The organism is Streptomyces sp. SudanB52_2052 (assembly GCF_964272415.1).
In the GTDB taxonomy this organism is placed as follows: Bacteria; Actinomycetota; Actinomycetes; order Streptomycetales; family Streptomycetaceae; genus Streptomyces; species Streptomyces olindensis.
Genome location: NZ_OZ186796.1, coordinates 5,617,430 through 5,640,278, shown reverse-complemented (window position 1 = coordinate 5,640,278; position 22,849 = coordinate 5,617,430). Strand labels below are relative to the sequence as shown.

The 22,849-nt window shown below is 73.0% G+C and carries 18 protein-coding genes; 4 read left to right on the top strand and 14 right to left on the bottom strand.

Annotation, left to right across the window (positions count from 1 at the left end; translation table 11 throughout):
* Window positions 1-59 precede the first annotated feature (59 nt).
* Window positions 60-998, top strand: a complete 939-nt coding sequence (locus ACSUPV_RS25160) for a glycine betaine ABC transporter substrate-binding protein (RefSeq protein WP_436948605.1) — start codon at window positions 60-62, stop codon at window positions 996-998.
* Between the two features lie 57 nt (window positions 999-1,055).
* Window positions 1,056-1,631 carry an ArsR/SmtB family transcription factor gene (locus ACSUPV_RS25155; protein ID WP_436948604.1) on the top strand — a complete coding sequence of 192 codons (576 nt, stop codon included), beginning with the start codon at window positions 1,056-1,058 and terminating at the stop codon, window positions 1,629-1,631.
* A gap of 200 nt (window positions 1,632-1,831) precedes the next feature.
* Here the strand turns inward: ACSUPV_RS25155 and ACSUPV_RS25150 are convergent, their stop codons facing one another.
* The 5 genes from ACSUPV_RS25150 to ACSUPV_RS25130 form a co-directional block, all read right to left on the bottom strand.
* Window positions 1,832-2,623, bottom strand: coding sequence for a S16 family serine protease (locus ACSUPV_RS25150; protein WP_031113166.1), 792 nt, complete (start codon window positions 2,621-2,623; stop codon window positions 1,832-1,834).
* Window positions 2,624-2,893: 270 nt separating this feature from the next.
* A complete protein-coding gene (locus tag ACSUPV_RS25145; RefSeq protein WP_031113164.1) occupies window positions 2,894-3,535 on the bottom strand; it encodes an IclR family transcriptional regulator in 642 nt (213 codons plus the stop codon).
* 293 nt (window positions 3,536-3,828) lie between these two features.
* The gene (locus tag ACSUPV_RS25140; RefSeq protein WP_037767428.1) at window positions 3,829-5,628 is read right to left on the bottom strand and encodes a DEAD/DEAH box helicase; all 1,800 of its coding nucleotides are present in this window, start codon (window positions 5,626-5,628) and stop codon (window positions 3,829-3,831) included.
* Between the two features lie 177 nt (window positions 5,629-5,805).
* A complete protein-coding gene (locus ACSUPV_RS25135) occupies window positions 5,806-7,314 on the bottom strand; it encodes an MFS transporter (protein WP_436948603.1) in 1,509 nt (502 codons plus the stop codon).
* A gap of 221 nt (window positions 7,315-7,535) precedes the next feature.
* Entirely contained in the window at window positions 7,536-8,024 is a 489-nt protein-coding gene (locus tag ACSUPV_RS25130) for a DUF6083 domain-containing protein (protein ID WP_037767431.1), read from the bottom strand.
* Between the two features lie 122 nt (window positions 8,025-8,146).
* Here ACSUPV_RS25130 and ACSUPV_RS25125 point away from each other — a divergent pair, with 122 nt between their 5' ends.
* Complete coding sequence (locus ACSUPV_RS25125) at window positions 8,147-8,920, top strand: alpha/beta fold hydrolase (RefSeq protein WP_436948602.1); 774 nt, start codon at window positions 8,147-8,149, stop codon at window positions 8,918-8,920.
* A complete protein-coding gene (locus ACSUPV_RS25120; protein WP_037767437.1) occupies window positions 8,914-9,687 on the top strand; it encodes a MerR family transcriptional regulator in 774 nt (257 codons plus the stop codon). Before ACSUPV_RS25125 ends, ACSUPV_RS25120 begins: the two co-directional genes overlap by 7 nt.
* Before the next feature lie 18 nt (window positions 9,688-9,705).
* Here ACSUPV_RS25120 and ACSUPV_RS25115 read toward each other — a convergent pair whose 3' ends face one another.
* The 9 genes from ACSUPV_RS25115 to ACSUPV_RS25075 all read right to left on the bottom strand — a co-directional run bounded on the left by ACSUPV_RS25115 (window position 9,706) and on the right by ACSUPV_RS25075 (window position 22,653).
* Window positions 9,706-10,872, bottom strand: coding sequence for an SUKH-4 family immunity protein (locus tag ACSUPV_RS25115; protein ID WP_436948601.1), 1,167 nt, complete (start codon window positions 10,870-10,872; stop codon window positions 9,706-9,708).
* A gap of 170 nt (window positions 10,873-11,042) precedes the next feature.
* Window positions 11,043-11,582, bottom strand: a complete 540-nt coding sequence (locus ACSUPV_RS25110) for an AAA family ATPase (protein WP_031113152.1) — start codon at window positions 11,580-11,582, stop codon at window positions 11,043-11,045.
* The gene (locus ACSUPV_RS25105) at window positions 11,582-13,891 is read right to left on the bottom strand and encodes a xanthine dehydrogenase family protein molybdopterin-binding subunit (protein ID WP_359793688.1); all 2,310 of its coding nucleotides are present in this window, start codon (window positions 13,889-13,891) and stop codon (window positions 11,582-11,584) included. The genes ACSUPV_RS25110 and ACSUPV_RS25105 overlap by 1 nt, the downstream gene beginning before the upstream one ends.
* A complete protein-coding gene (locus tag ACSUPV_RS25100) occupies window positions 13,888-16,455 on the bottom strand; it encodes a 2Fe-2S iron-sulfur cluster-binding protein (RefSeq protein WP_436948600.1) in 2,568 nt (855 codons plus the stop codon). The genes ACSUPV_RS25105 and ACSUPV_RS25100 overlap by 4 nt, the downstream gene beginning before the upstream one ends.
* A complete protein-coding gene (locus tag ACSUPV_RS25095) occupies window positions 16,452-17,345 on the bottom strand; it encodes an FAD binding domain-containing protein (RefSeq protein ID WP_031113147.1) in 894 nt (297 codons plus the stop codon). The genes ACSUPV_RS25100 and ACSUPV_RS25095 overlap by 4 nt, the downstream gene beginning before the upstream one ends.
* A gap of 260 nt (window positions 17,346-17,605) precedes the next feature.
* Entirely contained in the window at window positions 17,606-19,231 is a 1,626-nt protein-coding gene (locus tag ACSUPV_RS25090; protein ID WP_382609762.1) for a beta-N-acetylhexosaminidase, read from the bottom strand.
* Between the two features lies 1 nt (window position 19,232).
* Entirely contained in the window at window positions 19,233-20,078 is an 846-nt protein-coding gene (locus ACSUPV_RS25085) for a carbohydrate ABC transporter permease (RefSeq protein WP_436948599.1), read from the bottom strand.
* Window positions 20,075-21,013, bottom strand: coding sequence for a carbohydrate ABC transporter permease (locus ACSUPV_RS25080; RefSeq protein WP_037865458.1), 939 nt, complete (start codon window positions 21,011-21,013; stop codon window positions 20,075-20,077). The genes ACSUPV_RS25085 and ACSUPV_RS25080 overlap by 4 nt, the downstream gene beginning before the upstream one ends.
* Window positions 21,014-21,354: 341 nt before the next feature.
* Entirely contained in the window at window positions 21,355-22,653 is a 1,299-nt protein-coding gene (locus ACSUPV_RS25075; RefSeq protein ID WP_037767454.1) for an extracellular solute-binding protein, read from the bottom strand.
* Window positions 22,654-22,849: the final 196 nt, after the last annotated feature.

Below are 22,849 nucleotides of genomic sequence, written 5' to 3'. Positions count from 1 at the left end.
CGGACTGCGGGAGGGCGCGGTGGGCGTGCCTCGCGTCGCGGCGGCGGGCGTGCCTCGCGATGGCGCTGCTGGTGGCGGCTTCCGGCTGTGGCCTGACCAGCGGCTCCCCCATGGCCGACGACGTGCGGCCCGGGTCGGTCGGGCGGGGTGAGCCGCTCAAGGGCGCACGTCTGACGGTGACGTCGAAGTCGTTCACCGAGGGCCTGATCCTGGGCGCCATCATGGGCATCGCCCTGGAGGCGGCGGGGGCCGAGGTGCTCGACCGCACGGGCATCCAGGGCTCCATCGGCAGCCGGGAGGCGGTGCGCAAGGGCGAGGCGGACGCCGGGTACGAGTACACGGGCACGGCCTGGATCACGTACCTGGGGCACAGCAAGCCGATCACCGACCCGCGGCGGCAGTGGGAGGCGGTGCGCGAGGAGGACGCGGCGAACGGGCTGGCCTGGCTGCGGCCGTCGTCCCTCGACAACACCTACGCGCTGGCGATGAACCAGGACAACGCGCGGAAGTACGGCACGAAGACGATGTCGGACGTGGCGGAACTGGCCGAGTCCGACCCGGACGCCGTGAAGCTGTGCGTGGAGGTCGAGTTCGCGAACCGGGCGGACGGGCTGCCCGGCCTGCAGAAGCGGTACGGGATGAACGTGCCGGCGCGGAACGTCACGCAGATGGACACGGGGATCATCTACACGCAGACGGCGAAGGGCAGTTGCCCGTACGGCGAGGTGTTCACGACGGACGGGCGCATCAAGTCGATGAACCTGGTCGTGATGGACGACGACAAGGAGTTCTTCCCGAACTACAACGCCGCGCCGATGGTCAACGCGAAGACGCTGAAGGAGTGGCCGGCGATCGCGGACGTCCTGGATCCGGTGACGGCGCGGCTGAACAACGCGGTCGCGCGGGACCTGAACGCGAGGGTGGATGTGGACGGGGAGGATCCGCATCAGGTGGCGTTGGAGTGGATGGTGGGGGAGGGGCTGGTCAGGGAGGGGTGATCCCGAGTTACAAAGAACATGTTGCAAAGCAGCCTTTGCAACATTACCTTTGTACGCATGCCCGAAGAACCGGCTCCCCGTCTGCTCGACGCCCGCTCACTGCGCGGACTGGCTCATCCCCTGCGGATGCAGCTGCTGATCGCGCTGCGACGCGGCGGACCCGCCACCGCCTCCCAACTGGCGGAGAAACTGGGCGAGTCGAGCGGTGCCACCAGTTATCACCTGCGGCAGCTCGCCGCGCACGGCTTCGTCGCGGACGATCCTGAGCGCGGCAAAGGCCGGGAGCGCTGGTGGAAAGCCATGGACCAGGGCGTCCAGCTCGACGAGACCCTGATCAAGGACCCCGATCCGGTCGTGCGCGGAGCCGTCGCCCTGTTCCGCTACGAGCTCGCGAACGTGCACACCAGGGAGATCGCCACCTGGCTCGGCACCGCGAACGACTGGGCCGAGGAATGGGACGGCGCCACCGACCTGAGCGACTTCACCCTACGGCTCACTCCGGACCTCGCCCGTGAGCTGATCGGCAGGATGCACGAACTCGTCCAGAGCTACCGCCCCCTGTCCGAGGGCACCCCGGACGCCGAAACGGTACGCGTCCACACGCACGTCTTCCCCACCCAGACGAAGCTGTGAGAGGCCATCACCCATGCACCCGGACATCCACCTCACCCTGCACCACACCCGCGCCGCCGAGCTCCGTGACCAGGCATCCACGCCCCTCACCCGCGCCCCGAAGGACACCCTCCGCATCCGCCTCGGCTGGACCCTCGTGGAGCTCGGTTTAAGACTCGCCACCCGGCCGGGGACGGCAGCCCCCGCCCACTGACCGCCCACTAACAGCTCGGCACGGACCCCTTGCCCGTCTCCAGGGCCACCAGTGAACTCACCGTGCTCTTCAGCGTGGTCACCGGGATCAGCCGTAGCCCTTCCGGCAGTTCCGCCCGCGCGTCCGCGCACTCCGCCTTCGGCACCAGGAACACCGTCGCACCGTCCCGCTTCGCGGCCTGCGTCTTGAGGGAGACACCGCCCACCGCACCGACCGTGCCGTCCGCGGCGATCGTGCCCGTACCGGCGATGACCCGCCCCCCGGTGAGATCCCCACCGGTGCCGTCACCGTCGAGCTTGTCGACGATCCCCAGGGAGAACAGCAGGCCCGCGCTGGGCCCGCCCACGTCGGCGAGCTTCAGGCTGACCTCGACGTCCTCGGCGTCGAGGCCGAGGTAGCCCAGCGCCGCCTGCGTCGCCGCGTCCTGGGACTCCTTCATCTGCTTCTCGTTGTGCCGCTCGATCTCCTTGACGCTGTCCCCGCTCGGGTAGAGGGCGTCGCGCGGCATGACGGCCTCGTCGGTGCGGAACCAGCCGTCGAGGACGTCGGAGAGCGAGACGCGGGTGTCGGGGGAGGTCGCCACGATGGTCGTCATGCGCAGCTGTCCGCGGGTCTCCCGGGTCGGCGCCCCCGAGATGGTGATCACTGGCTCGCCCTTGTGCTCGCCGAGCACGTTCGCCGTCTCGCCCGGCTGCGCCACCGAGAACGGCAGCGGCGCGAACACCGCCGTGGCGAGCAGGGCCACGACGGGCAGGGCGCAGACGGCGATGGCCTGGGGGCGCGTGAGGCGAGAGAACACGGGATCAATCTAACGCGGGGGCGGGACGCGGCCGGTCCCAGGTCACCACAGCCCGCCCGCGGCACGGCCACCCGCCAGCGCAGGCACCGCCGCCCGCCAGCGCAGGCACCGCCGCCCGCCAGCGCAGGCACCGCCGCCCGCCAGCGCAGGCACGGCCACCCGCCAGCGCAGGCACGGCCACCCGCCAGCGCGGGCACCGCCGCCCGTCAACGCGGGCACCGCCACCCGCCAGCGCGGGGACGGCCACCCTCAGCGCCGCACGGCCGCCCGTCAGCGCAGCGCGTCCGCGACCTCCCGGGCCGCTTCGACGACCCGCTGCCCGACCCGCTCCGGCACCACGTCGGCCAGCATCACTACGCCGACGCTGCCCTCGACGCCCGTCACGCCCAGCAGCGGGGCCGCGGCCCCGCACGCCCCGGCCTCCAGCTCGCCGTGCGTCAGGGTGTAGCCGGGTTCCGCCATCGGGTGCTGCCGGGCGGCGAGGATCGCCTTGCCGGCGGCGCCGCGGTCCAGGGGGTGCCGGAACCCGGCCCGGTAGGCGACGTGGTAGTCCGTCCAGGTCGGCTCGACGACGGCCACGGCGAGCGCGTCCGCCCCGTCCACCAGGGTCAGATGCGCCGTGGCCCCGATGTCCTCGGCCAGCGACCGCAGCGCCGGCATCGCCGCCTCCCGCACCAGCGGATGGACCTGCCGTCCCAGCCGCAGCACACCGAGTCCGACGCGGGCACGTCCGCCCAGGTCACGGCGTATGAGTGCGTGCTGTTCCAGTGTGGCGAGCAACCGGTACACCACGGTCCGGTTCACGCCCAGCCTGAGGGAGAGCTCGGTCACGGTCAGCCCGTGGTCCGTGTCGGCGAGCAGCTTGAGGACCCGCAGTCCCCTGTCGAGCGTCTGGGAGGTCTCCGCGGTCACGACGCCCACTCCTTAGTGGTGAGGTCGGCGGCCCCCCGGTCGGCGGATGCGTCACCGAGTCCCGTCGGCAACGCGCTTCAGAGGCCGCCGATCGGCCGGCGGCCCGGCCTGTCCGGACCGCGTCGCTTCACGGCTGCGCTCCGCGGCGGCGCTGCCACGGGGCGTGTGCGTAGCGGGACAGTAGCGAAGGGGGTTCGCTGAGCGGAAGGCTCCGTCCAGAATCCGGGCAGTGATCGTCGCGTGCTGCCGCGGTTTGCGGTGGTATGCGCCCGTCGGCCGCAAGGGGGGCGGCGTCACTTCATGCGCGTTGCCCACTCCTGCACCTTGGCGATCCGCTGCCGCAGCTGCCCCGCCGTCGCCTCAGCCGCCGGAGGCCCCCCGCACACGCGCCGCAGTTCGGTGTGGATCACGCCGTGCGGCTTGCCGCTCTGGTGGACGTACGCGCCGACCATCGTGTTGAGCTGCCGCCGCAGCTCCATCATCTCCTTGTGGGAGACCACGGGCCGCCGCTCGGCTGGCAGTTCGAGCAGGTCGGCCTCCTCGTCCGGCTTCTTGCGGCTGTGCGCGATCTGCCGGGCCTGCCGCTTCTGCAGCAGCAGCTGGACCTGGTCCGGTTCGAGCAGTCCCGGGATGCCGAGGTAGTCCTGCTCCTCCTCGCTCCCCGGGTGGGCCTGCATGCCGAACTCGGCGCCGTTGTACATGACCCGGTCGAAGACGGCGTCGGACTCCAGCGCCTCGAAGGGCAGCATGTCCTGCTCGCCGGTGTCCTCGTCCTGCTCCTTGTTCGCCTCGTCCATCTCCTTCTCGGACTCGGCGTAGGGGTCCTCCTCACCCTCCTTCTTGGGCTTGTCGAGGACGTGGTCGCGCTCGCGCTCCATCTCGTTGGCGAAGGAGAGCAGGTCGGGCACGGTCGGCAGGAACACGGAGGCGGTCTCGCCGCGGCGCCGGGACCGTACGAAACGCCCGACGGCCTGTGCGAAGAACAGTGGCGTCGAGATGGTCGTGGCGTACACGCCGACCGCGAGACGCGGCACGTCGACGCCCTCGGACACCATCCGCACCGCGACCATCCACCGGTCGGTGTTGTTGCTGAACTCGTCGATCCGCTCGGAGGCGCCGGAGTCGTCGGACAGCACGAGGGTCGCGCTGGTGCCGGTGATCTCCCGGATGAGCTTGGCGTACGCGCGCGCCGAGTCCTGGTCGGAGGCGATGACCAGCGCGCCCGCGTCCGGGATGGCCTTCCGGACCTCGGTCAGCCGCTGGTCGGCGGCGCGCAGCACGGCCGGCATCCACTCGCCGCGCGGATCGAGCGCGGTCCGCCAGGCCTGGCTGATGGCGTCCTTCGTCATGGGCTCGCCGAGCCGGGCGGCGATCTCGTCACCGGCCTTGGTGCGCCAGCGCATGTTGCCGCTGTAGGAGAGGAAGATGACCGGCCGGACGACGTTGTCGGCGAGGGCGTTGCCGTAGCCGTAGGTGTAGTCGGCGGCGGAGCGCCGGATCCCGTCGTTCCCCTCCTCGTACGTCACGAAGGGGATGGGGTTGGTGTCGGACCGGAACGGCGTACCGGTCAGGGCGAGCCGGCGGGTGGCGGGCTCGAAGGCCTCCAGACAGGCCTCGCCCCACGACTTGCTGTCACCGGCGTGGTGGATCTCGTCGAGGATGACGAGGGTCTTGCGCTGCTCGACCCGGTTGCGGTGCAGCATGGGCCGGACACCGACACCGGCGTACGTCACCGCGACGCCGTGGTACTCCCGGCCGAGCGGCCCGGCGCTGTACTCGGGGTCGAGCTTGATCCCTATCCGGGCGGCGGCCTCGGCCCACTGCTTCTTCAGGTGCTCGGTCGGGGCGACGACGGTCACCTGCTGCACGACGTGGTGGTGCAGCAGCCAGGACGCCAGCGTCAGCGCGAAGGTCGTCTTGCCGGCGCCGGGGGTGGCGACCGCCAGGAAGTCCCGCGGCTGCTCCTGGATGTACTTCTCCATCGCGCCCTGCTGCCAGGCGCGGAGCTTGCTGGCGGTGCCCCAGGGGGCGCGCCCGGGGAACGCCGGGGAGAGGTGGTGCGAGGCAGAGCTGGTGCCGGCGGTGGTAGTCACGGTCTCCGTTGGGGGTCGGGCGGCTCGTTCGAGGGAGCCTGACGGCTCGGCTACGTATGACAACCGGGCCACCCTACCGGCGCGCCCCACCGGCCCACGCGCGGACCGGGCCACGTCCCTCACGGGTGGGACCGACGTCACAGCTCCGTCTCACCACGGCGGGGTCCGCGAACGGGACTACGGCCGTCGCTCCCGCAGGCGCGTCGACACCCACGCGCCCGCCAGGGCCACCGCCGCCATCGGCAGGAACACCGCGGCGAAGGCGGCCGGGTGGGAACCGGAGGTATGGGTGGTGGTGTGGGTGACGGTGCCGCCGCCCAGGGCGGCGAAGGCGGCGCCGCCGGCGGAGAGGAGGAGGACGTTGGAGAGGCCGTCGGAGATCTGCAGGGCGGCGGAGTTGGTGCCGGCCTCCTCGGGGGCGGAGAGCTTGAGCAGGAGCACGCTCGTGGAGGAGATGACGAGCCCCATGCCGAAGCAGCCGAAGGCCCAGGCGACGGCGAGGGTCCAGACCGGCACGGAGTCGACGAGCACACTCGGTGCCGTGGCGACGGCCGCCGCCACCAGCAGCATCCCGACGGTCGTCAGCCGCTCCCGGTACGGTTCGAGCCGCGACCGCGACTGCACCCACGAGCCCAGCGCCCACGTCCCGCCGCCCGCCGCGAGGGAGAAGCCGGCCAGCGTCGGACTGAGCCCGCGCTGGGTGACCAGCATCAGCGGCACGAACGACTCCGCGGCGATGAACGACCCCGCGGCGACGCCGCGCAGCAGCACGACCGACGGCAGCCCGCGGGCGGCCCGGTAGGTCCCGCGCGGGAGCAGCCCGAGCACGGCGGGCACGAGCAGGGCCACGCCGAGCGCCCCCGGTACCAGGGACAGCGGGCGCAGGTCCTGGGCCGCGTACTGGAGGAGGCCGGCGCCGAGGGAGATGGCGAGGGCGAGGCGGATGCGACGGCGGCCGGAGGAAGCCCCCGTGCCAGGGGCGGCCTTCGCGGCGGGGGCGGCCTTCCCGCCGAGGGCGGGCGGCTCCCCCACCGGCCCGGACGCCCGGCGCCGTATCTGCGGCAGGGCGAGCGCGAGCGGGAACACGACCAGGGCGGGTATCCCCAGGAACACCCACCGCCAGCCGAGCCGCTCGGTCACCGTGCCGGCGGCGAGGGGGCCGACGATCGACGGCAGGATCCAGCTCGCGGCGAACGCGGCCATGATGGCCGGCCGCAACCGCTCCGGATAGGCCCGCCCGACGACGACGTACAGCGCGACGATCACCAGTCCGCCGCCGAGCCCCTGCACGGCCCGCCCCAGGATGAACACCCACATCGCCCCGGCCGTTCCGGACAGCAGCAGCCCCGCCCCGAAGGAGGCGATGCCCGCCGACAACGGCCCGAGCGGCCCACGCCGGTCCGACCACTGCCCCGCGAGCACCATCCCGAACAGGCTGGTCGTGAAGTACCCGGAGAACGCGAAGGCGTACAGCGCCACCCCGTCCAACTCCCGCGCGGCGACCGGCATCGCCGTACCGACGGCCGTCGCCTCGAAGGCGATGAGCAGCACGACGGACACGATCCCGACACTCAACGCCCGGTACGCCCGCCCCAGCACTCCCTCGTCGCCGTCGTCGCCCTCGGCGGGAGACGACGGGACAACGGCACCCACGACATCGGCGTCACGCGGCTTGGAGTCAGGCATGTCCGCCAGCGTAAGGTCCACACGCGACTTTGACCCCTGTCGCGAGACGGCCCTCGCCTGGGACCTTGGTCGTACGCCCCTCCTTTCGGACAGTCCCGCCCGAGTGGTTCAGGGGCTCGCCTGCGCCGCATACATCAGCGAGCTCCGCTCGCGGGGAGTTACGCGGGTTCGAATCCCGCCACGGCCTCCATGAGCAGCCGGACGCGACGGTGAAGGCTTCGTCAGCCGGCGTTCGGCAGGGCCCCCGGGTCGGCTTCCCTGTCGGCCTGTCGCCGGGCCCGGCGTGCGTTCTCCGCGCGTACGGCGTCCAGCCAACGCCAGAGGCCGATCTCCTCCAGTCTCAGACCGGGGCAGGCGATCCGGTGCGGTACGCGGCACACCGCGCCCGGCGCGGGCTCGTCCTCGCGGCTGTTCCAGGCTGTGCCGTTGGCGTCCACGTACCAGCGGTGCCACGCGGGCACCATGTGCGCGGGCACGGGCAGGTCCGGTTCGAGGAGGACGTGCCAGCCGTAGTAGGTGACACGTCGGTCGCCCACGAGTCCGCAGTTGGGGCAGAGCGGTGGAGCGGGGGGCTCCGGGCCGGTGGCGCCCTCCAGTGCCGCCTGGGCACGGTCGGTCTTCTCCCACGGCTGCGGCGCGTCGGGCGGCGGTTGGCGGTGTCCGTCGGGGTCGGGTAACGGGATGATGGTCGACTCTCCTGTGTCCCCCATGGTGTGAGCATGCGGGAGGCGTCCAGGAGGAGGGGAGGGCGCGTCCAGGGCGCAACGGGGGCTCGATACGGCCGCTGCCGCGCTTGACCCTGACGCAGGGGCAGCCTCCGAGCATGGCCGGTATGGCTGACAGAAGCGACAACTCCCTGACGTGGTTCACCGTGCGGCACGACGGTGTCACCCTCCCGGTGTCCCGCGGCGGCCGAGGGCGGCCTCTGGTGCTGTGTCCGGGGCTGAGCTGTACGCAGGCCGACCTGGACGAGCTCATCGGGCTGTTGCGGCGTGACCACGACGTGGTGGCCTTCGATCTCCGGGGGCACGGTTCCGCGTCCCCCGCCGAGCGGTACTCCTTCGACGCCTTCCTGAGTGATCTCAGCGCCGTGATGGCGGCACTCGACCTGCCCTCGGCGCCTGTGCTCGTGGGCTACTCCCTGGGCGCTGACCTCGCGGTGCACTACGCGGCCGAGTGTTCCGAGACCCTCGCCGGGCTGGTGCTCATCGACGGGGCGAATCCGCTGCCGGAGCCGTTCCTCACGGACGCCGATCTCGCGGAGTTCCGGGCCATGGCGGAGGAGGGCGCGACGCCTGACGTGTCGCTCACCGCCGAGGACGTCTTCGTCCTGGGCCTGGAGATGGATGTGGTCCGGGGCGGGATCCTCGACCGGTATCAGAGGATCGACCTGCCCGTGCACGTCATCATGTCCACCTCGATCGCCGGCGACGGCGCCGAAGGGCGGGCCCCTCGCCACAACCGACTCTGGCGTGCCGGTGTCGAGCGGCTCCTGCGCGAGCGGCCACACGTCTCGGCGGACTGGATCGACGCCGACCATGGGCTGGTCTTCTCGCATGCCCCTGACATCGCCGAGATCATCCGGAGCAGACTGGCCCCATGCTGACCATCGGCGAACTGGCGGCGTACGCCGGAGTCACCGTGCGCGCCGTGCGGCACTACCACGCCAAGGGACTGCTGCCCGAGCCCGAGCGCGACCACTCCGGATACCGGCGGTACGACGCCGGTGCCGTGGTCGAGCTGCTGCGGATCCGCACCCTCGCCGAGGCCGGGGTCCCGCTGGCGCGTGTGCGCGACATGCTCCAAGCCGGTGGGGAGGAGTTCGCCGCGGCGGTCGCGGACATCGACCGGCGGCTGGAGGCCGAGATCCGGGAGCGGCAGCGGCACCGCGAGCGCATCGCCCGGCTCGCTTCGGGGGACGGTCTGGCCCTGCCCGTCGAGGTCGTCGGTTTCCTCGACCGGCTGCGGGCGCTCGGCGTCGACGAGCGGATCGTCCGGGCCGAGCGCGACGGGTGGATCCCGCTGGCCGCACGCTCGCCCGAGCGCGTCGCGGAATGGATCGCACGCAAGCGGGAGCAGCTCACCGACCCGGAGTTCATCGACTTCTATCTGACCCTGGGCGAGGCGCTCGACCGGGGCGACGACGACCCGCGGCTGGTCGCGCTGGCCGACAGGGTGGCCGCCTACCTCACCAGGCTGGCCGAGGAACGGGGCGAGGAGTACGTCGGCGATGCCGGCGTCGAACCGGCGCTCGCCGAGCTGATGGACACGCTGGCGTTCGACACCGTGCCCTCCGCCCGTCGGCTGATCGAGCTGCTCAACCAGCGCGGGTGGGCGGGTTGGACCCGGCTGGAACGGGTCACACCGACGTGACCGCGGGCCCGGGGTGTCTCACAGCACCCCGCCCGCCTCGTCCTGGAACGCGTCCGTCCAGTAGTGGCGGCCCGAGCTGCCCGCCGCGACGCCCGTCGGGTCGACCGCCGACAGGACCTGGAGCATCGTCATGGCCAGCTGGTCGTAGGTGTCGGTCGTCAGCTCGTGGGCCGACTGCTCGTCGATCGCGCGCTCGCGGTGCAGGAGCCAGAGTGTGAAGGCGAGCGTCGACACGTCCGTGTTCAGGGGGTACAGCGCCGCCTCGGGCTCGCTCCAGTTCAGGACCGCGCCCGTCGCGCCGTCGACGACCAGGCTGTTGTCCTCGACCAGGTGGCCGAGGCGTATCAGACGGTCGGCCCCGGCGGGGAGGTGCGCCGGAGTGTCCGCGTCGGCGTGGAACTCGGCGAGCGTGGCCAGCGGGACGTCCGTGTCCAGGGAGAAGACGTGGGCGTCCTCCGGGAGGCCCACCTCGCGCAGGAAGCGGCGGGTCGGCTCGTGCGTGAGCGTGGCCGGGAAGTCGACGTCCTCGAAGCGCGCCACCTCGCGGGGGCCGAACTCCTGGTCCAGCAGGCGGTGCGGGAGGTCCAAGGAGAGGCCGGAGGCGCCGCCGCGGCCCGCGACCAGGGACAGGGGGCGGATCAGGGCCGCCATCTTCCAGAACGGGGCCGGTTCGCCGTCCGCGCCGTCCCGGAAGACCGCCAGGAGGTGCTGGGACGCCTCCGCCACCGCCTTCGGGCCGTATCGGCCGGCGTAGGCGGCGAACTGGCCGCGCAGCCCCGCCAGTTCGTCCGTCGCCTCCGCGAAGCGGACCAGTGTCCGCAGGGAGGGGGCCAGGGGGCGGCGGTCCATGAGGTCGGGCCGGTCGTGCAGCAGGTGCGTCGTCGAGACCTCGCCCGTCGCGCCGTCCAGCAGGACCGATTCGGTCTCCAGGCCCGCGGGACCGAGGAGTCCGCCTATCACCAGCTGCTCGCGCAGCTCGGCCGAGAGCCGGTCCTCCGGGTCGCCCGTCGAGTCCGCCACCGTGCGCAGGCCCTCCCGGCGCAGCTCGGCGAAGCTCAGCACGCCGCTGTCGGACGGCAGTCCGGGGCCGGTCAGCCAGTGGCGCGTCGACGCGTGCGTCACCCACGGGTCCAGTTCGGCCTCGGTCAGGGTGATCACCGGGGCACCGGCGTCGGTCGTACTCATGGGCTCCCCCGCATGTGCTTGCTCACCATCCCCTGGCGGAGCACGGCAGACCGCCCGGCCAGGCCCGGCAGCCGTCCCCCACTGCCCAGAACACTACGCCCCACCACTGACAACGCCCCGGAACAGCGACGCGTGCCCAGCGAGCACAACGCGTCCGTCTCCCATGACGCTCAGACGACCCTGGCGCGTTCCCTTCCCGCCAGAATCGCCTCGACCGTCTGCCCCACCGTCAGCTCCGAGGTGTCCAGCCACAGTCCGATCCGCGGGGTCCGCGCGCGCAGCTCCTCGTCCAGCGCCCCGACCGTCCAGCCGCCGCCGTAGCCCGTCTTCTGCCGTTCCGCCTCCCGCGCGGCCACCGCCTCGGGGCGCGGCGCGAGGACGACCACGTACAGCGGGCGGGTGCGCACCAGGCCGGTGTACGTCCCCAAGTCCTCGCCGAGCACCACGTCCTGGACGACCGCCGTGAAGCCGGCCTCGGCGTACGCGTCGGCCGTCGCCGCCGACAGCCGGTACCGCAGGAGCAGTTGTGCCCGCGCCTCGCCGTCCGCGCCGGGGAGGTACTCCTCCCGGCCCGTGACGATCATGCGCCGGAACACGTCCCCGCGGACGTGCGCGGCCCTCGGCAGTGTCTGCGCCAGCGCCTGCGCGACCGTCGACTTGCCGGCCGCCATGACGCCGGTGACCAGGACGACCCCGCTCGCGAGGGGCATCAGGAGCGGTCCGTGACCACCGCGGCCTGCGGACGGATCGGCAGCCGGTTCACGGGGCGGCCCGTCGCGGCCCGGACGGCGGACGCGATGGCCGCCGGGGACGCCACGACCGGCACCGCGCTGACCGCCTTCGCCCCGAACGGCGCGACCACGTCCCGTTCCTCGACCAGCCGGACGATGCGGATGTCGGGCGCGTCGAGGGCGGTCGGGAGGGCGTATCCGGTGAGGTCCGGGTGGCGGATCAGGCCGCGTGGCGTGCGGAGGTTCTCGGTGAGCGCGATGCCCACGCCCTGGGTCACGCCCGCCTCGATCCGGGCGGCCAGCTGGGCCGGGTTCAGCACCCGGCCCACGTCCTGGGCGACGGCCAGTTCCACGACCCGTACGGAGCCGAGCTCGATGTCGACGTCCACCACCGCGCGGATCGCGCAGAAGGCCATGCCCACGAAGGCGTCGCCCTGGCCGGCCTCGTTCAGCGGCTCGGTGGGGTGCGGGCGGCACTGGGCGGTGGCCCACAGTTCCTTGCCGTCCATCGCCTCGGTGACGGTCGTCGAGAGGACCCCGTCGTACGACGTGATCTTGCCGTCGGTGATCTGGAGCAGCTCCGTCGACATGCCGAACTTGTGCGCGAGCGGCTGGAGGAGCTGGGTGCGGACCATCTTGGCCGCGCGCTCCACCGCACCGCCCGACACCCAGGTGTGCCGGCCGCGGCAGCCCGCGCCCGCGGGGGGCTGGTCGGTGTCGACGGGCGCCACGTGCACCTCGTCGATGCCGAGGGTCTCCTGGACGATCTGCCGCGCCAGCGTCGTGAAGCCCTGGCCGGTCTCGACGGCCGCGCACAGCACCGTGGCCACGCCGTCGTGGACCTTCACGGTCGCCGTGGAGACCTCGTCCGCGCCCTCGGCGCCGAGCATGTGCACCATGCCCACGCCGTAGCCCACGCCCCGGCGCACCGCGCCCGGTTCGCCCGCGCCCTCGGGGCCGCCGGGCAGCAGCCACTCGTCCTCGGGGGTGTCCTTCGGGAGGGGCGGCAGGTCGACGTCGCGTACGGCCTGGAGCAGTTCGGCCACCGGGGCCGGGCAGGTCACGGTCTGGCCGGTGGGGAGCACGTCGCCCGTCGCCATGGCGTTGCGCAGCCGCACCTCGGCCGGGTCGAGGCCGAGTTTCTTGGCGATCTTGTCCATCTGCGCCTCGTAGGCGGCGCAGACCTGCATGGCCCCCTCGCCGCGTACGTGGCCGGACGGGGGGTTGTTGGTGCGGACGGCCCAGCCCTCGATGAAGGCGTTCGGGACGACGTACGGGCCGCAGGCGAAGGCGACGGCGGCGGCGAGGGCGTCGGCGGAGGTGTCGGCGTAGGCGCCCGCGTCGAGCAGGATCTGCGCCTCGACCTTGACGAGTCTGCCCTCGGCGTCGGCGTGGTGCCGGTAGCGCAGGAGGGTGGGGTGCCGGTGGGCGTGCCCGAGGAAGGACTCCTCGCGCGTGGCGGTGAGTTTCACCGGGCAGCCGGTGCGCAGCGCCAGCAGGCCGAGGGGCAGCTGGAAGCCCTGATCCTCGCGGTCGGCGGTGGCGCCGGGGACGCCGGTGACGACGACCTTGACGCGCTCGGGCTCCAGGCCGAAGGTGGCGGCGGCCGCGTCGCGGTCGGCGTGCGGGTCGGTGGAGGCGAGGTACAGCTCCACGCCGCCGTCCGGGCGCGGTACGGCGAGGCCCGCCTCGGCGCCGATGGGCGCGGGGTCCTGGCGGCCGATGCGGTACAGCCCCTCGACGACGATCTCGCCGGCCGCCTCCGGGTCGCCGTGGCGCAGCGGGATGTGCCGGATCAGGTTGCCGTCGGGGTGCAGCGGCTCGGCCTCGAAGGCCTGCTCCGGGTCGGTCACCGGGTCGAGCACCTCGTACTCGACGATGACGGCGGCCGCCGCCATGCGCGCGGTGTCGGGGTGGTCGGCGGCGACGGCCGCGATGGGCTCGCCGTGGTGGCGCACCACCTCGGAGGCGAAGACCGGGCGGTCGGCCTTGCCGCGGCCGTGCAGCGGAGCGCCGGGGACGTCCTCATGGGTGACGACGGCGCGGACGCCCGGCATCTCGCGCGCGTGGGTGGTGTCGATGGACACGATGCGCGCGTGCGGGTGCGGTGAGCGCAGCACGGCCGCCCACAGCAGGCCCTCGGCCCACAGGTCGGCGGCGTACGGGAAGGTGCCCTCCGTCTTGGCGCGGGCGTCGGCGGCCGGGAGGGAGGCGCCGAGGCCGTGCGGCAGCGGTTCTGGGGCGGGGGCGGCCTCCGCGGCCTGCGCGGTGGCTGCTTCGTTGCTCACGCCTGGCCTCCGTCCTGGCCGTAGGGCTGGTCATGCGGTTCCGGGGAGTGCGGTTCGGGCCCGTGCGGTTCCGGGGCCACCCCGAACGCCGACGCGTTCACGCCACCGGCGCCCGGGCCCGCCTGGTGCGGGATCCGGGGCTCGTCGCCGTCGCCCTCACCCGGGGCGGCATGCGCCTCGCGCTCGGCGACGACCTCCTTGACGGCGTCCACCACGCCCCGGTACCCGGAGCAGCGGCACAGGTTGCCGCACAGCGCCTGGCGGGTCTCCAGCTCGGTGGGGGCCGGGTTGCCCTCCAGCAGGTCGTGCACGGTCATCGCCATGCCCGGGACGCAGAAGCCGCACTGCACGGCGCCGCAGCGCGCGAGCGCCCGCTGCACGTCCGAGGGCTGCCCGTCCTCGGCCAGGCCCTCCACGGTACGGACCTCGCTGCCGGCGGCGGTCACGGCCGGGACCAGGCAGGACGCGACGAGGCGCCCGTCGACCTGGACGTTGCACGCCCCGCACTCGCCCTGCGAGCAGCCGTCCTTGGCACCGGCGAGCCCGAGCCGCTCCCGCAGCACGTACAGCAGGGACTCGCCGATCCACGCGTCGGTGACGGGGCGGTCGGTGCCGTTGACCCGCAGGACGTAGGAGGCGAGGGGGTGCTCCTCCTGCGGGGTCGTGGACGGTGTGTCCTGTGGGGCGGCGGAGGGGTCGTCCGGAGTGTCCGCCGCGTCGTGCGGGGCGGCGGCAGGCTCCTCCGGCGCCGGGTCGTCGGGCGCCTCGCCGTCGGCGCCCGGGGCGTCGGCGGCCTCCGGTCCGGCCTCCGCGTCCGCCATGGCCGGGAGGGGCCCGGCGGACGGCTCGGCGGGGCCGTCAGCGCCCTCCGCGGCCCCTGGGGCGCCCTCGGCGGACTCACCGGGCCCGGGAGCGGACTGTGAGGCCTCCTGAGCGCCCTGGGCGGGCCCGACGGCCTCCGCGTCCGCCGAGTCCGCCGCGTCCGCCTCGGGAGAGGGCGCGGTCTCCTCGGGGAGCTCCCCGGGGTGCTCGGCGTACGGCTGCTCGGCGCCGTGACCGGCGGGAGCGGCGTGAGCGGGTCGGTCGGGGGCGTGCGCGTCGGGCCCGGCGTAGTCCGGGTAGTCCTCCGGAGCATGTGCGCCCGCCTGGTCCGGCCCGTGGCCGGGGACACCTGTCTGGTCCGGCCCGTGGCCGGGGACACCTGTCTGGTCCGGCCCGTGGCCGGGGGCGCCCGTCTGCTCCGGGTCGTGGCCGGTGAAGTGGGAGGGCTCCGCACCGTGGCCGGTGAAGTGGCGGGGCTCCGAAGGGTGGTCGGCGAAGCCGGCGTCCTCCGGGGCGTGGTCGGGGAAGCCGGACGGCTCCGGCCCCTGTCCGACGGCACCCGCGCGTCCCGACCCGTCGGCGTACCCCGAGGGCTCCGAGGCGGGGTCGGTGAAGCCCGGGGATTCCGCCCCGGGGTCGGCGTAGCGGGACGGCTCCGGCGCGTGTCCTGTCACCGACGGTTCGGCGGCGTGGCCGGGTCCGGTGGGCTCCCCCGGGGCGTGACCGGCCGTCGGCTGCCCGGGCACGAACTCGCCGGGGCCCGCCTCGGGCAGATGGCCACCGTGGGCCGGGTCCGCCTCGGGCGGCAGGTGGCCGCCGTGCGTCGCTTCCTGGTCCGGGGCTGCGTATCCGGAGGCCGGCCCGGGTGCTCCCGGCTGCCCGTGCCCCTGTGCCTCCATGGGCCCGGGCCCGTGGCCATGGTCCTGGTCGTGCCCGTGGCCCTGCTCGGGCGCGTGCCCGTGCCCCTGGTCGTACCCCCGGCCCTGCTCGGCGCCGTGCGGGTAACCCGCGCCGGGCTGGTCCTGCCCGGCGGCCTCCTGTGGGGTCTGCCGGTCCCACGGCTGCCCGGCCGCCTGGGTCGCCCACGGTGCGGGCGCGCCGCCGGGGAGCGTGGCCGGTGGGATGCCGCCCCACTGCTCGACCAGGGAGGACGTGGTGAACTCGCCCGACTCGTCCGGGAGGTCTCCCCCGGCGACGGGGATGGACCACTGCCCGGTGACGTCATGGCCGGGTGCGGCCTCGGTCGCCGTGGCGTCCTCGAAGTTCCACTGCCCGGTGGTGCCCGGGTTGTACGTGAAGCGGTCGTTCCCGCCGTGCGGCCGCGGCCCCGCGTCGGTGCCGTACGGCGTACCGGAGCCGTAGGGCGCGCCGGAGCCGTAGGCCGTCTCGGAGCCGTAGGGCTGCTCCCCCGCGTCCTGCCCCTGCTGGTGCGCCGCGCGGGGGTCGTGCAGGTCGTGCGGGTCGTGCCACTGGGCGCCGTCGACCGGCGCGCCGGGCACCGGCCACGCGCCCGTGGCGGCCGGGTCGGTGCCGGCGGTCGTCGCGGGGCTGACCGTTATCTGCGGCGGTACGTAGCCGTGGCCGGGCGCGGCGAGGGGACTGTCGGCGGCCAGCAGGGCGTCGACGCCCCCCTCGGGCAGTTCCACGAAGGCGGTGGCGCCGTCGTCGTACTCGCCCTGGGGCAGCGGGTCCCAGCGGCTCCCGCCCCGGGGCGTGCCCTCTCCGTGCTGGTCGTCGGTCACGACAGCGCCCTCCCCAGTGCTCGTCGGGCCAGCGCGGCGACGGTGCGCCGCAGGTGCAGTACGGCGGGCGGGAGCTGCGGTACGGAGCCGTCCTCGCCCGGGGCCGCGTCGGGGATGCAGGCCGCGGCGACGTACTCCCCGAAGGCGTTCAGGGCCTCCGGGACGAGCGCGCGGTTGTTGTCCCAGTCGATGAGCCGGCCGACCCACTGCTCGGCCTCCAGGGGCCGCAGCGGCATCGGCGCTATGGCGCCCACCGCGCAGCGCACGCCCCGGCGCGCGGGGTCCAGGACCAGCGCCACGGACGCGACCGCGCGGCCCGGCCCGGTGCGGCCGGTCGCCTTGAGGAAGACCTGCGGGGCGTGCAGCAGCGGCACGCGCACGTAGCCGATGAGTTCCCCGGCGCGCAGCATGTCCATCCCGGCGAGCAGGTGCGACACCGGGATCTCCCGGCGGGCTCCGCCCGGGCCCGCGATGATCAGGGTCGCCTCCAGGGCGGCCAGCACCGGCAGCGCGTCCCCGGTGGGGGCGGCCGAGGCGATGTTGCCGCCCAGGGTGCCCGCGTTGCGGATGTGCGGCGGGCCCGCGGCGCGCGCGGCGGCGGCGAGCGCCGGGATCAGGGCCGCGAAGTCGGGGCGGCCCATGCGCGCGTGCGTGAGGCCCGCGCCGAGCAGCGCGTGGCCGTCCTGGTACTGCCAGCCGCGGATCTCGCTGATGCGGCCGAGTCCCACGAGCGCGGCGGGCCTGAGCTGCCCGGAGTTGACGGCGGCCATCAGGTCGGTGCCGCCCGCGACGGGCACGGCGGCGGGCACGGCGGTGAGTGCCGCGACGGCCTCGTCCAGCGTCGTGGGCAGCGTGACGGCCTGCGCCGCCTGCGGTGCGTGCGTGGTCAAACCGGCTGCCCCTTCCCGCTGCCCCACCTGGTCCCACCTGTGCTGCCGTACGGTACGTGCTGACAGGGCGGACGTGGCAACTCTGGCACATCTTGGCGAGAGCCGAAGACACGGGTCCGCTAGGAGGCATTCGCCCACCTCACCGGCGAGATAGTCCGTTTTCGCATGGGTTCGCCAGTGCGCGCCGATTGGCACTTTCGGTGACCCTTGTGCGCTTTTTCCGTGGCCTGTTCGAGCTGTTCGGTAGCGGCGGCCGGGTGCTACCGGTTCGGGGGCGGGCCGTCGATCGGGCGGCCCAGCACCCCGGGTCGGCGCTGCCAGGGCAGCGGGCCGGCGGGTGGCCGGTAAGCGACGCCCAGGGCGTCGAGCCGCCGGTAGTGGGCGGCCATACGGCGCTCGAAGCCGGCGAAGTCCCGTTCCGCCGGAGCGGGCAGGGCGCTCCAGGCGACCTCGGCGAAGGCGGCGAGCCGGGGGAACGCCTGGTAGTCCACGCGCGCCTGGTCCTCCATCACCTCGGTCCACAGGTTGGCCTGGGTGCCCAGCACGTGCCGGGCCTCCTCGGGCGTCAACTCCGGGGGAACGGGCTCGAACCGGTAGACGTCCTCCAGGGTGCGCACCCACCCGATCGGTACCGGCTCGTCGGGGCCCGGCGCCTGACGGTGGTCCAGGTACACCTGCTGCTCGGGGCACATGACGACGTCGTGGCCGGCCCGGGCGGCGGCGATGCCCCCGGCGTAGCCGCGCCAGGAGGACACGGCCGCCCCCTCGGCCAGGCCGCCCTCGAGGATCTCGTCCCAGCCGATGAGCCGGCGCCCGCGCGCGGTGAGCCACGTGTCGAAGTGCCCGATGAACCAGGACTGGAGCTCGTCCTCGTCCGCGAGCCCGAGTTCCCGGATGCGTTCCTGGGCGGTCGCCGACCGCCGCCACTGGTCCTTCGGGCATTCGTCGCCGCCGACGTGGACGAACTCCGAGGGGAACAGCTCCAGCACTTCCTCGAAGACGCCCTCGTAGAAGCGCAGGGTGTTGTCAGTGGGGGCGAGTACGTTCGGGTTGATTCCCCAGGTGTCCCAGACGGAGAGGGCGGTGGTGTCGATGACGTCGGTGTTGCCGAGTTCCGGGTACGCGGCGATGGCGGCCTGCGAGTGTCCCGGCACGTCGATTTCGGGGACGACGGTGATATGCCGCTCGGCGGCGTAGGCGACGATCTCGCGGATGTCGTCCTGGGTGTAGTAGCCCCCGTGCGGCTTCTCCTCCCACAAGGGGGAGGCGCGGTGGCCGGTTTTGGTCCGGGTGCGCCAGGAGCCGATCTCGGTCAGCCGCGGATGCCGCTCGATCTCGATGCGCCAGCCCTGGTCGTCCGTCAGATGGAAGTGGAAGACGTTGAGTTTGTGCGCCGCCATCAGATCGAGGTAACGCAGGACGCCTTCCTTGGGCGTGAAGTGCCGGGCGACGTCGAGCATGAGACCGCGCCAGGGGAAGCGGGGCCCGTCCTCGATCGTGAGGTGGGGCACGGCCCAGACCCGGTCGCTGACGAGCGGGGCCCTGCGGTACGCGTCGGGGCCGAGGAGCTGGCGCAGCGTCTGGGCGCCCCAGAAGGCACCGGCCGGGCCGCCGCCCTCGATGAGGACACCGTCACGGTCGCTGACGAGGCGGTACTCCTCGGCGCCGAGCCCCGCGTCGAGTCGGAGCCGGACGCCGTCGCCGCCCGCGTCGTCGGGTTCCCGCCCTTCCCGCAAGGGCAGGCCGGTGGCATCGCGCAGGACGGTGCGCAGCCAGTGGCCGACGCCCTCCGTGCCGGTGCCGGCGTGGAGCCGGGAGTGGGCCGTCAGCCGTAGTTCCCCCTCACCGGCGACGACACTGCGGGGAGCCGGGATCAGTTCAGTCACGTCAGTCCTTTACCGCCCCGCCCAGCCCCGACACCAGCCGTCGCTGCACGAGCACGAAGAAGATCAGCACCGGAATCGTCATCACCGTGGACGCCGCCATGACGCCGCCCCAGTCCGGGTCGTCGGGCTTGTAGAAGACCAGCAACGCCATCGGGAGCGTCGACTGGGAGGTGTCGCTGATGATGAACGACTTGGCGAACAGGAAGTCGTTCCAGGCGGAGATGAAGGAAAACACGCTGGTGGCCACGAGACCCGGCAGGACGAGCGGGAAAAGGATCTGCCAGAGGAATCGCGCCCGGCTCGCCCCGTCGATGTACGCGGCCTCCTCCAGCGCCTCGGGAACGGCTTTCACGAACCCCCGCAGCATCCAGATCGCGAAGGGCAGCGAGAAGGCGATGTGGGGCAGGATCAGCGAGCCCAGCGTGTTCAGCTGACCGGCGTCCCGCATGAGGAAGAAGAGGGGGATCGCGAGGGCTTCCACGGGCACCATCTGGGCCACCAGAAACATGATCAGCAAGGTGGTCCGGAGGCGGAAGCGGAATCGTGTCACGGCGGTCGCGGCGAGAAACGCGATCAGTGCGGAGGCGATCACGACACAGCCCGCGACGATGAGGCTGTTGAGGAAGTAACGGCCGAATTCCTGCTGCCCGAAGACGCGTCGGAAGGAATCCAGGGAGGGAGCGTGAGTCCACGGCCGGGGCTCGCTGGACTCGATCTCCCCGGCCGGTTTGAAGGCACTCAGCACCATCCAGTAGAGAGGGAAGGCGACGACGAGCGCGATCAGCAGGGCGGAGGCCTCGGCGGCCGGCCGGCCCGGGCGGCGGACACGGGCGCGCAGCGGATTCACAGTTCCTCCCCTTGCCGGCGCAGCAGCCGCAGGTACACCAGCGTGACGGCGAGCAGGATCAGCAGCATCACGACGCCGATCGCCGAGCCGAGGCCGTACTGCGAGGACGCGAAGGCCTGTTGGTAGGCGTAGACGTTCAGGACCAGGTTCTGGCCGGCGATGCCGCCGCCGTTCGTCATGACGTAGATCTGCGTGAAGACCTTGAAGTCCCAGATGACCGACTGGATGGTGACGACGACGAGGATCGGCCGCAGCATCGGGGCGAGGACGGAACGCCAGATCCGCCACTGCGAGGCGCCGTCGAGGGAGGCGGCCTCCAGCACTTCGGTGGGTACGGCGCGAATGCCGGCGTACACGGTCACCATCACGAACGGGAAGGAGCACCAGACCACTTCGAGCAGGACGAGGAGGAAGGCGCTGAGCCGGCCGTACGTCCACGAGTGGTCGCCGAGGCCCAGCACCCGGTTGACCGGGCCGAAGTCCGGGTCGAAGAGGAAGAGCCACACCGTGGAGCCGGTCACGGCCGGGGTCGCCCACGCCCCGAGCGCGGCGAGCATCAGCGCGAGCCGCGGCACGGCCCGCACGCGCGTGAGCAGCACGGCCAGGGCGCAGCCGACCGCCAGCGTGGAGACGACGCAGGCCACCGCGAACAGCACGGTGGCGAGCAGCACCTGCCAGAACTGCGGGTCCCCGAACAGCTCGGTGTAGTTCCCGAACCCCTCGAAGGTGGCCGGCTCCCCGCCGCTCACCTGTGCCTGCGTGTACTGGAAGAAGGAGATCAGCCCGAGCTGGTAGATCGGGTAGACGAGCAGCCCCCCGAGCACGACGAGCGCGGGCGCGAGGTACAGCCAGGGCGTCCACCTCCCGGACACGAGCGGCGAGACACCGACCGGACCCCGGCGCCCCCCACGGCCCCCTCCGCCCGGTGACGGCACCGCCGACGCGGGCCCGAGAGCGGCGGGATCCGGAGAGCGGCCCGGGGGTGGCCCGACCGGCGGCCGCACGGCCGATACGCGGGACTCGCCGGGCCGCGCGGAGGCGCTGGGCTCGGAGGGCCCGTCCGCGGCGGGATCCGCAGAACGACCCGCCATGGCCGTAGCGACCCCGGCCGCGGCGGATCCGCCCCTAGCGTCCCCGGCCGCGGCGGATCCGCCCGCAGCGGCCCCAGCCGCCCCGCTCGGCCTCGCGTCACACCCCGCCGGATCCACGTCAGGCCCCGCTGGGTCCGCGCCGACCGCCTCGGCCGCCGCCGACTCCCTGCTGTCGTTCACCCCGCTCACCCCGCGGAGCCGAACGCCGTGTTCATCTTCTTCGCGGCGTCCTCGGAGGCCCGGGCGACGTTCTTCTTGCCGCTGATGATCTCCTGGAACATGGTCGGCAGGACGAGCTGGGAGTCGATCTGGGCCCAGGCGGGGGACGCCGGGACGAACTTGGTGCCGGCCGAGAGGGTCTGGACGAAGGGCTTCACGAACGGCTCCTCCTGCGCGACCTGCCGGCGGACGTCCGTGAAGGTCGGCAGGAAGCCCATCGCGTCGAAGAGTTCGGCCTGGGTCTTCTTCGAGGCGAGCTGTTCCATCAGCCGCACCGCGAGCGTGCGGTGGGACGTGCTCTTCAGGACGCCGATGTTGTTGCCGCCGGCGAAGGCCGGTGCGATCGAGCCGGGCTTCACCCCCGGCAGCGGGACGACGGCGTACTTGCCCTTGACCTTCCCGGCCTCGACGGCGGTGTGGCTGAAGTCGCCGCCGATCGCCATGCCCGCCTTGCCCGCGGCGAACGCGGAGATCGTGTCGTTGCCGCCCATGCCCGCGCACTTGGCGGCCGGGCAGTTGTCGTCACCGAAGAGGGAGGTGTACGCCTCGATGCCCTTGCGGGCCTTCGGGCTGTCGATGCCGGAGGCGTAGGAGCCGCCCTTGCCGCTCGCGAGTTCACCGCCGTTGGCCCACACGAACGGCATCGCGCCGTAGGTGTAGGCCCCGCCGACGACCAGGCCGTACAGCTCGGGCTTCGCCGCGCGGATCTCGCGGGCGGTGGAGGCGAGTTCGGCCATCGTCCTCGGGACGGACAGTCCGAGCTCCTCGAACACGTCCGTGCGGTAGTACAGCGCGCGGACGCCCACGTAGAACGGCGCGCCGTAGACCTTGCCGTCCACCGTCACCGACTGTCTGGCCGTCGGGTCGGTGTCCTTCGCCTCGCTCCAGTCGCCGAACTCCTTCGTGACGTCGAGGAGTCCGCCGTCCTTCACATAGCCGGCCGTGTCGGTGTTGCCGTACTCCATGACGTCGGGCGCGGAGGCGGGGTCGTTGAAGGCGGCCTTGACGCGCTGGGCGCGGGTTTCGACGGGGATGTACTCGACGCTGACCTCGGTGCCCTGGTGGGCCTTCTCGAAGTCGGCGACGACCGAGTCGACGACCTTCTCCTTGGGGGTGTTGCCGACCTCCTGGAAGAGCCACACGCGCAGCGTGCCGGTCTTCTCGTCCTTGTCGGAGGAGGTGTTGCCGGAGGTCTGGGGGGCGCAGGAGGTGGCCAGGAGGGCGGCGAGCGCGCTGAGGCCGGCGAGACGGACGGACAGCTTCATGGAGTGCTCCTCCGAGAGGGTGTTGCAGCATGCGCAATGAAGGTTTCGCTGTGCACAACACATCGGAGGCTAGGGACTGCATGAACACGCCCACAAGAGGTCTCAACCACTCTGTGACCGGCAGACGCACCCCGTGCAACGCCCGGACAGCACAAAAGCCTCCAGGGCGCGCAAAACGCACCCTGGAGGCTTTACG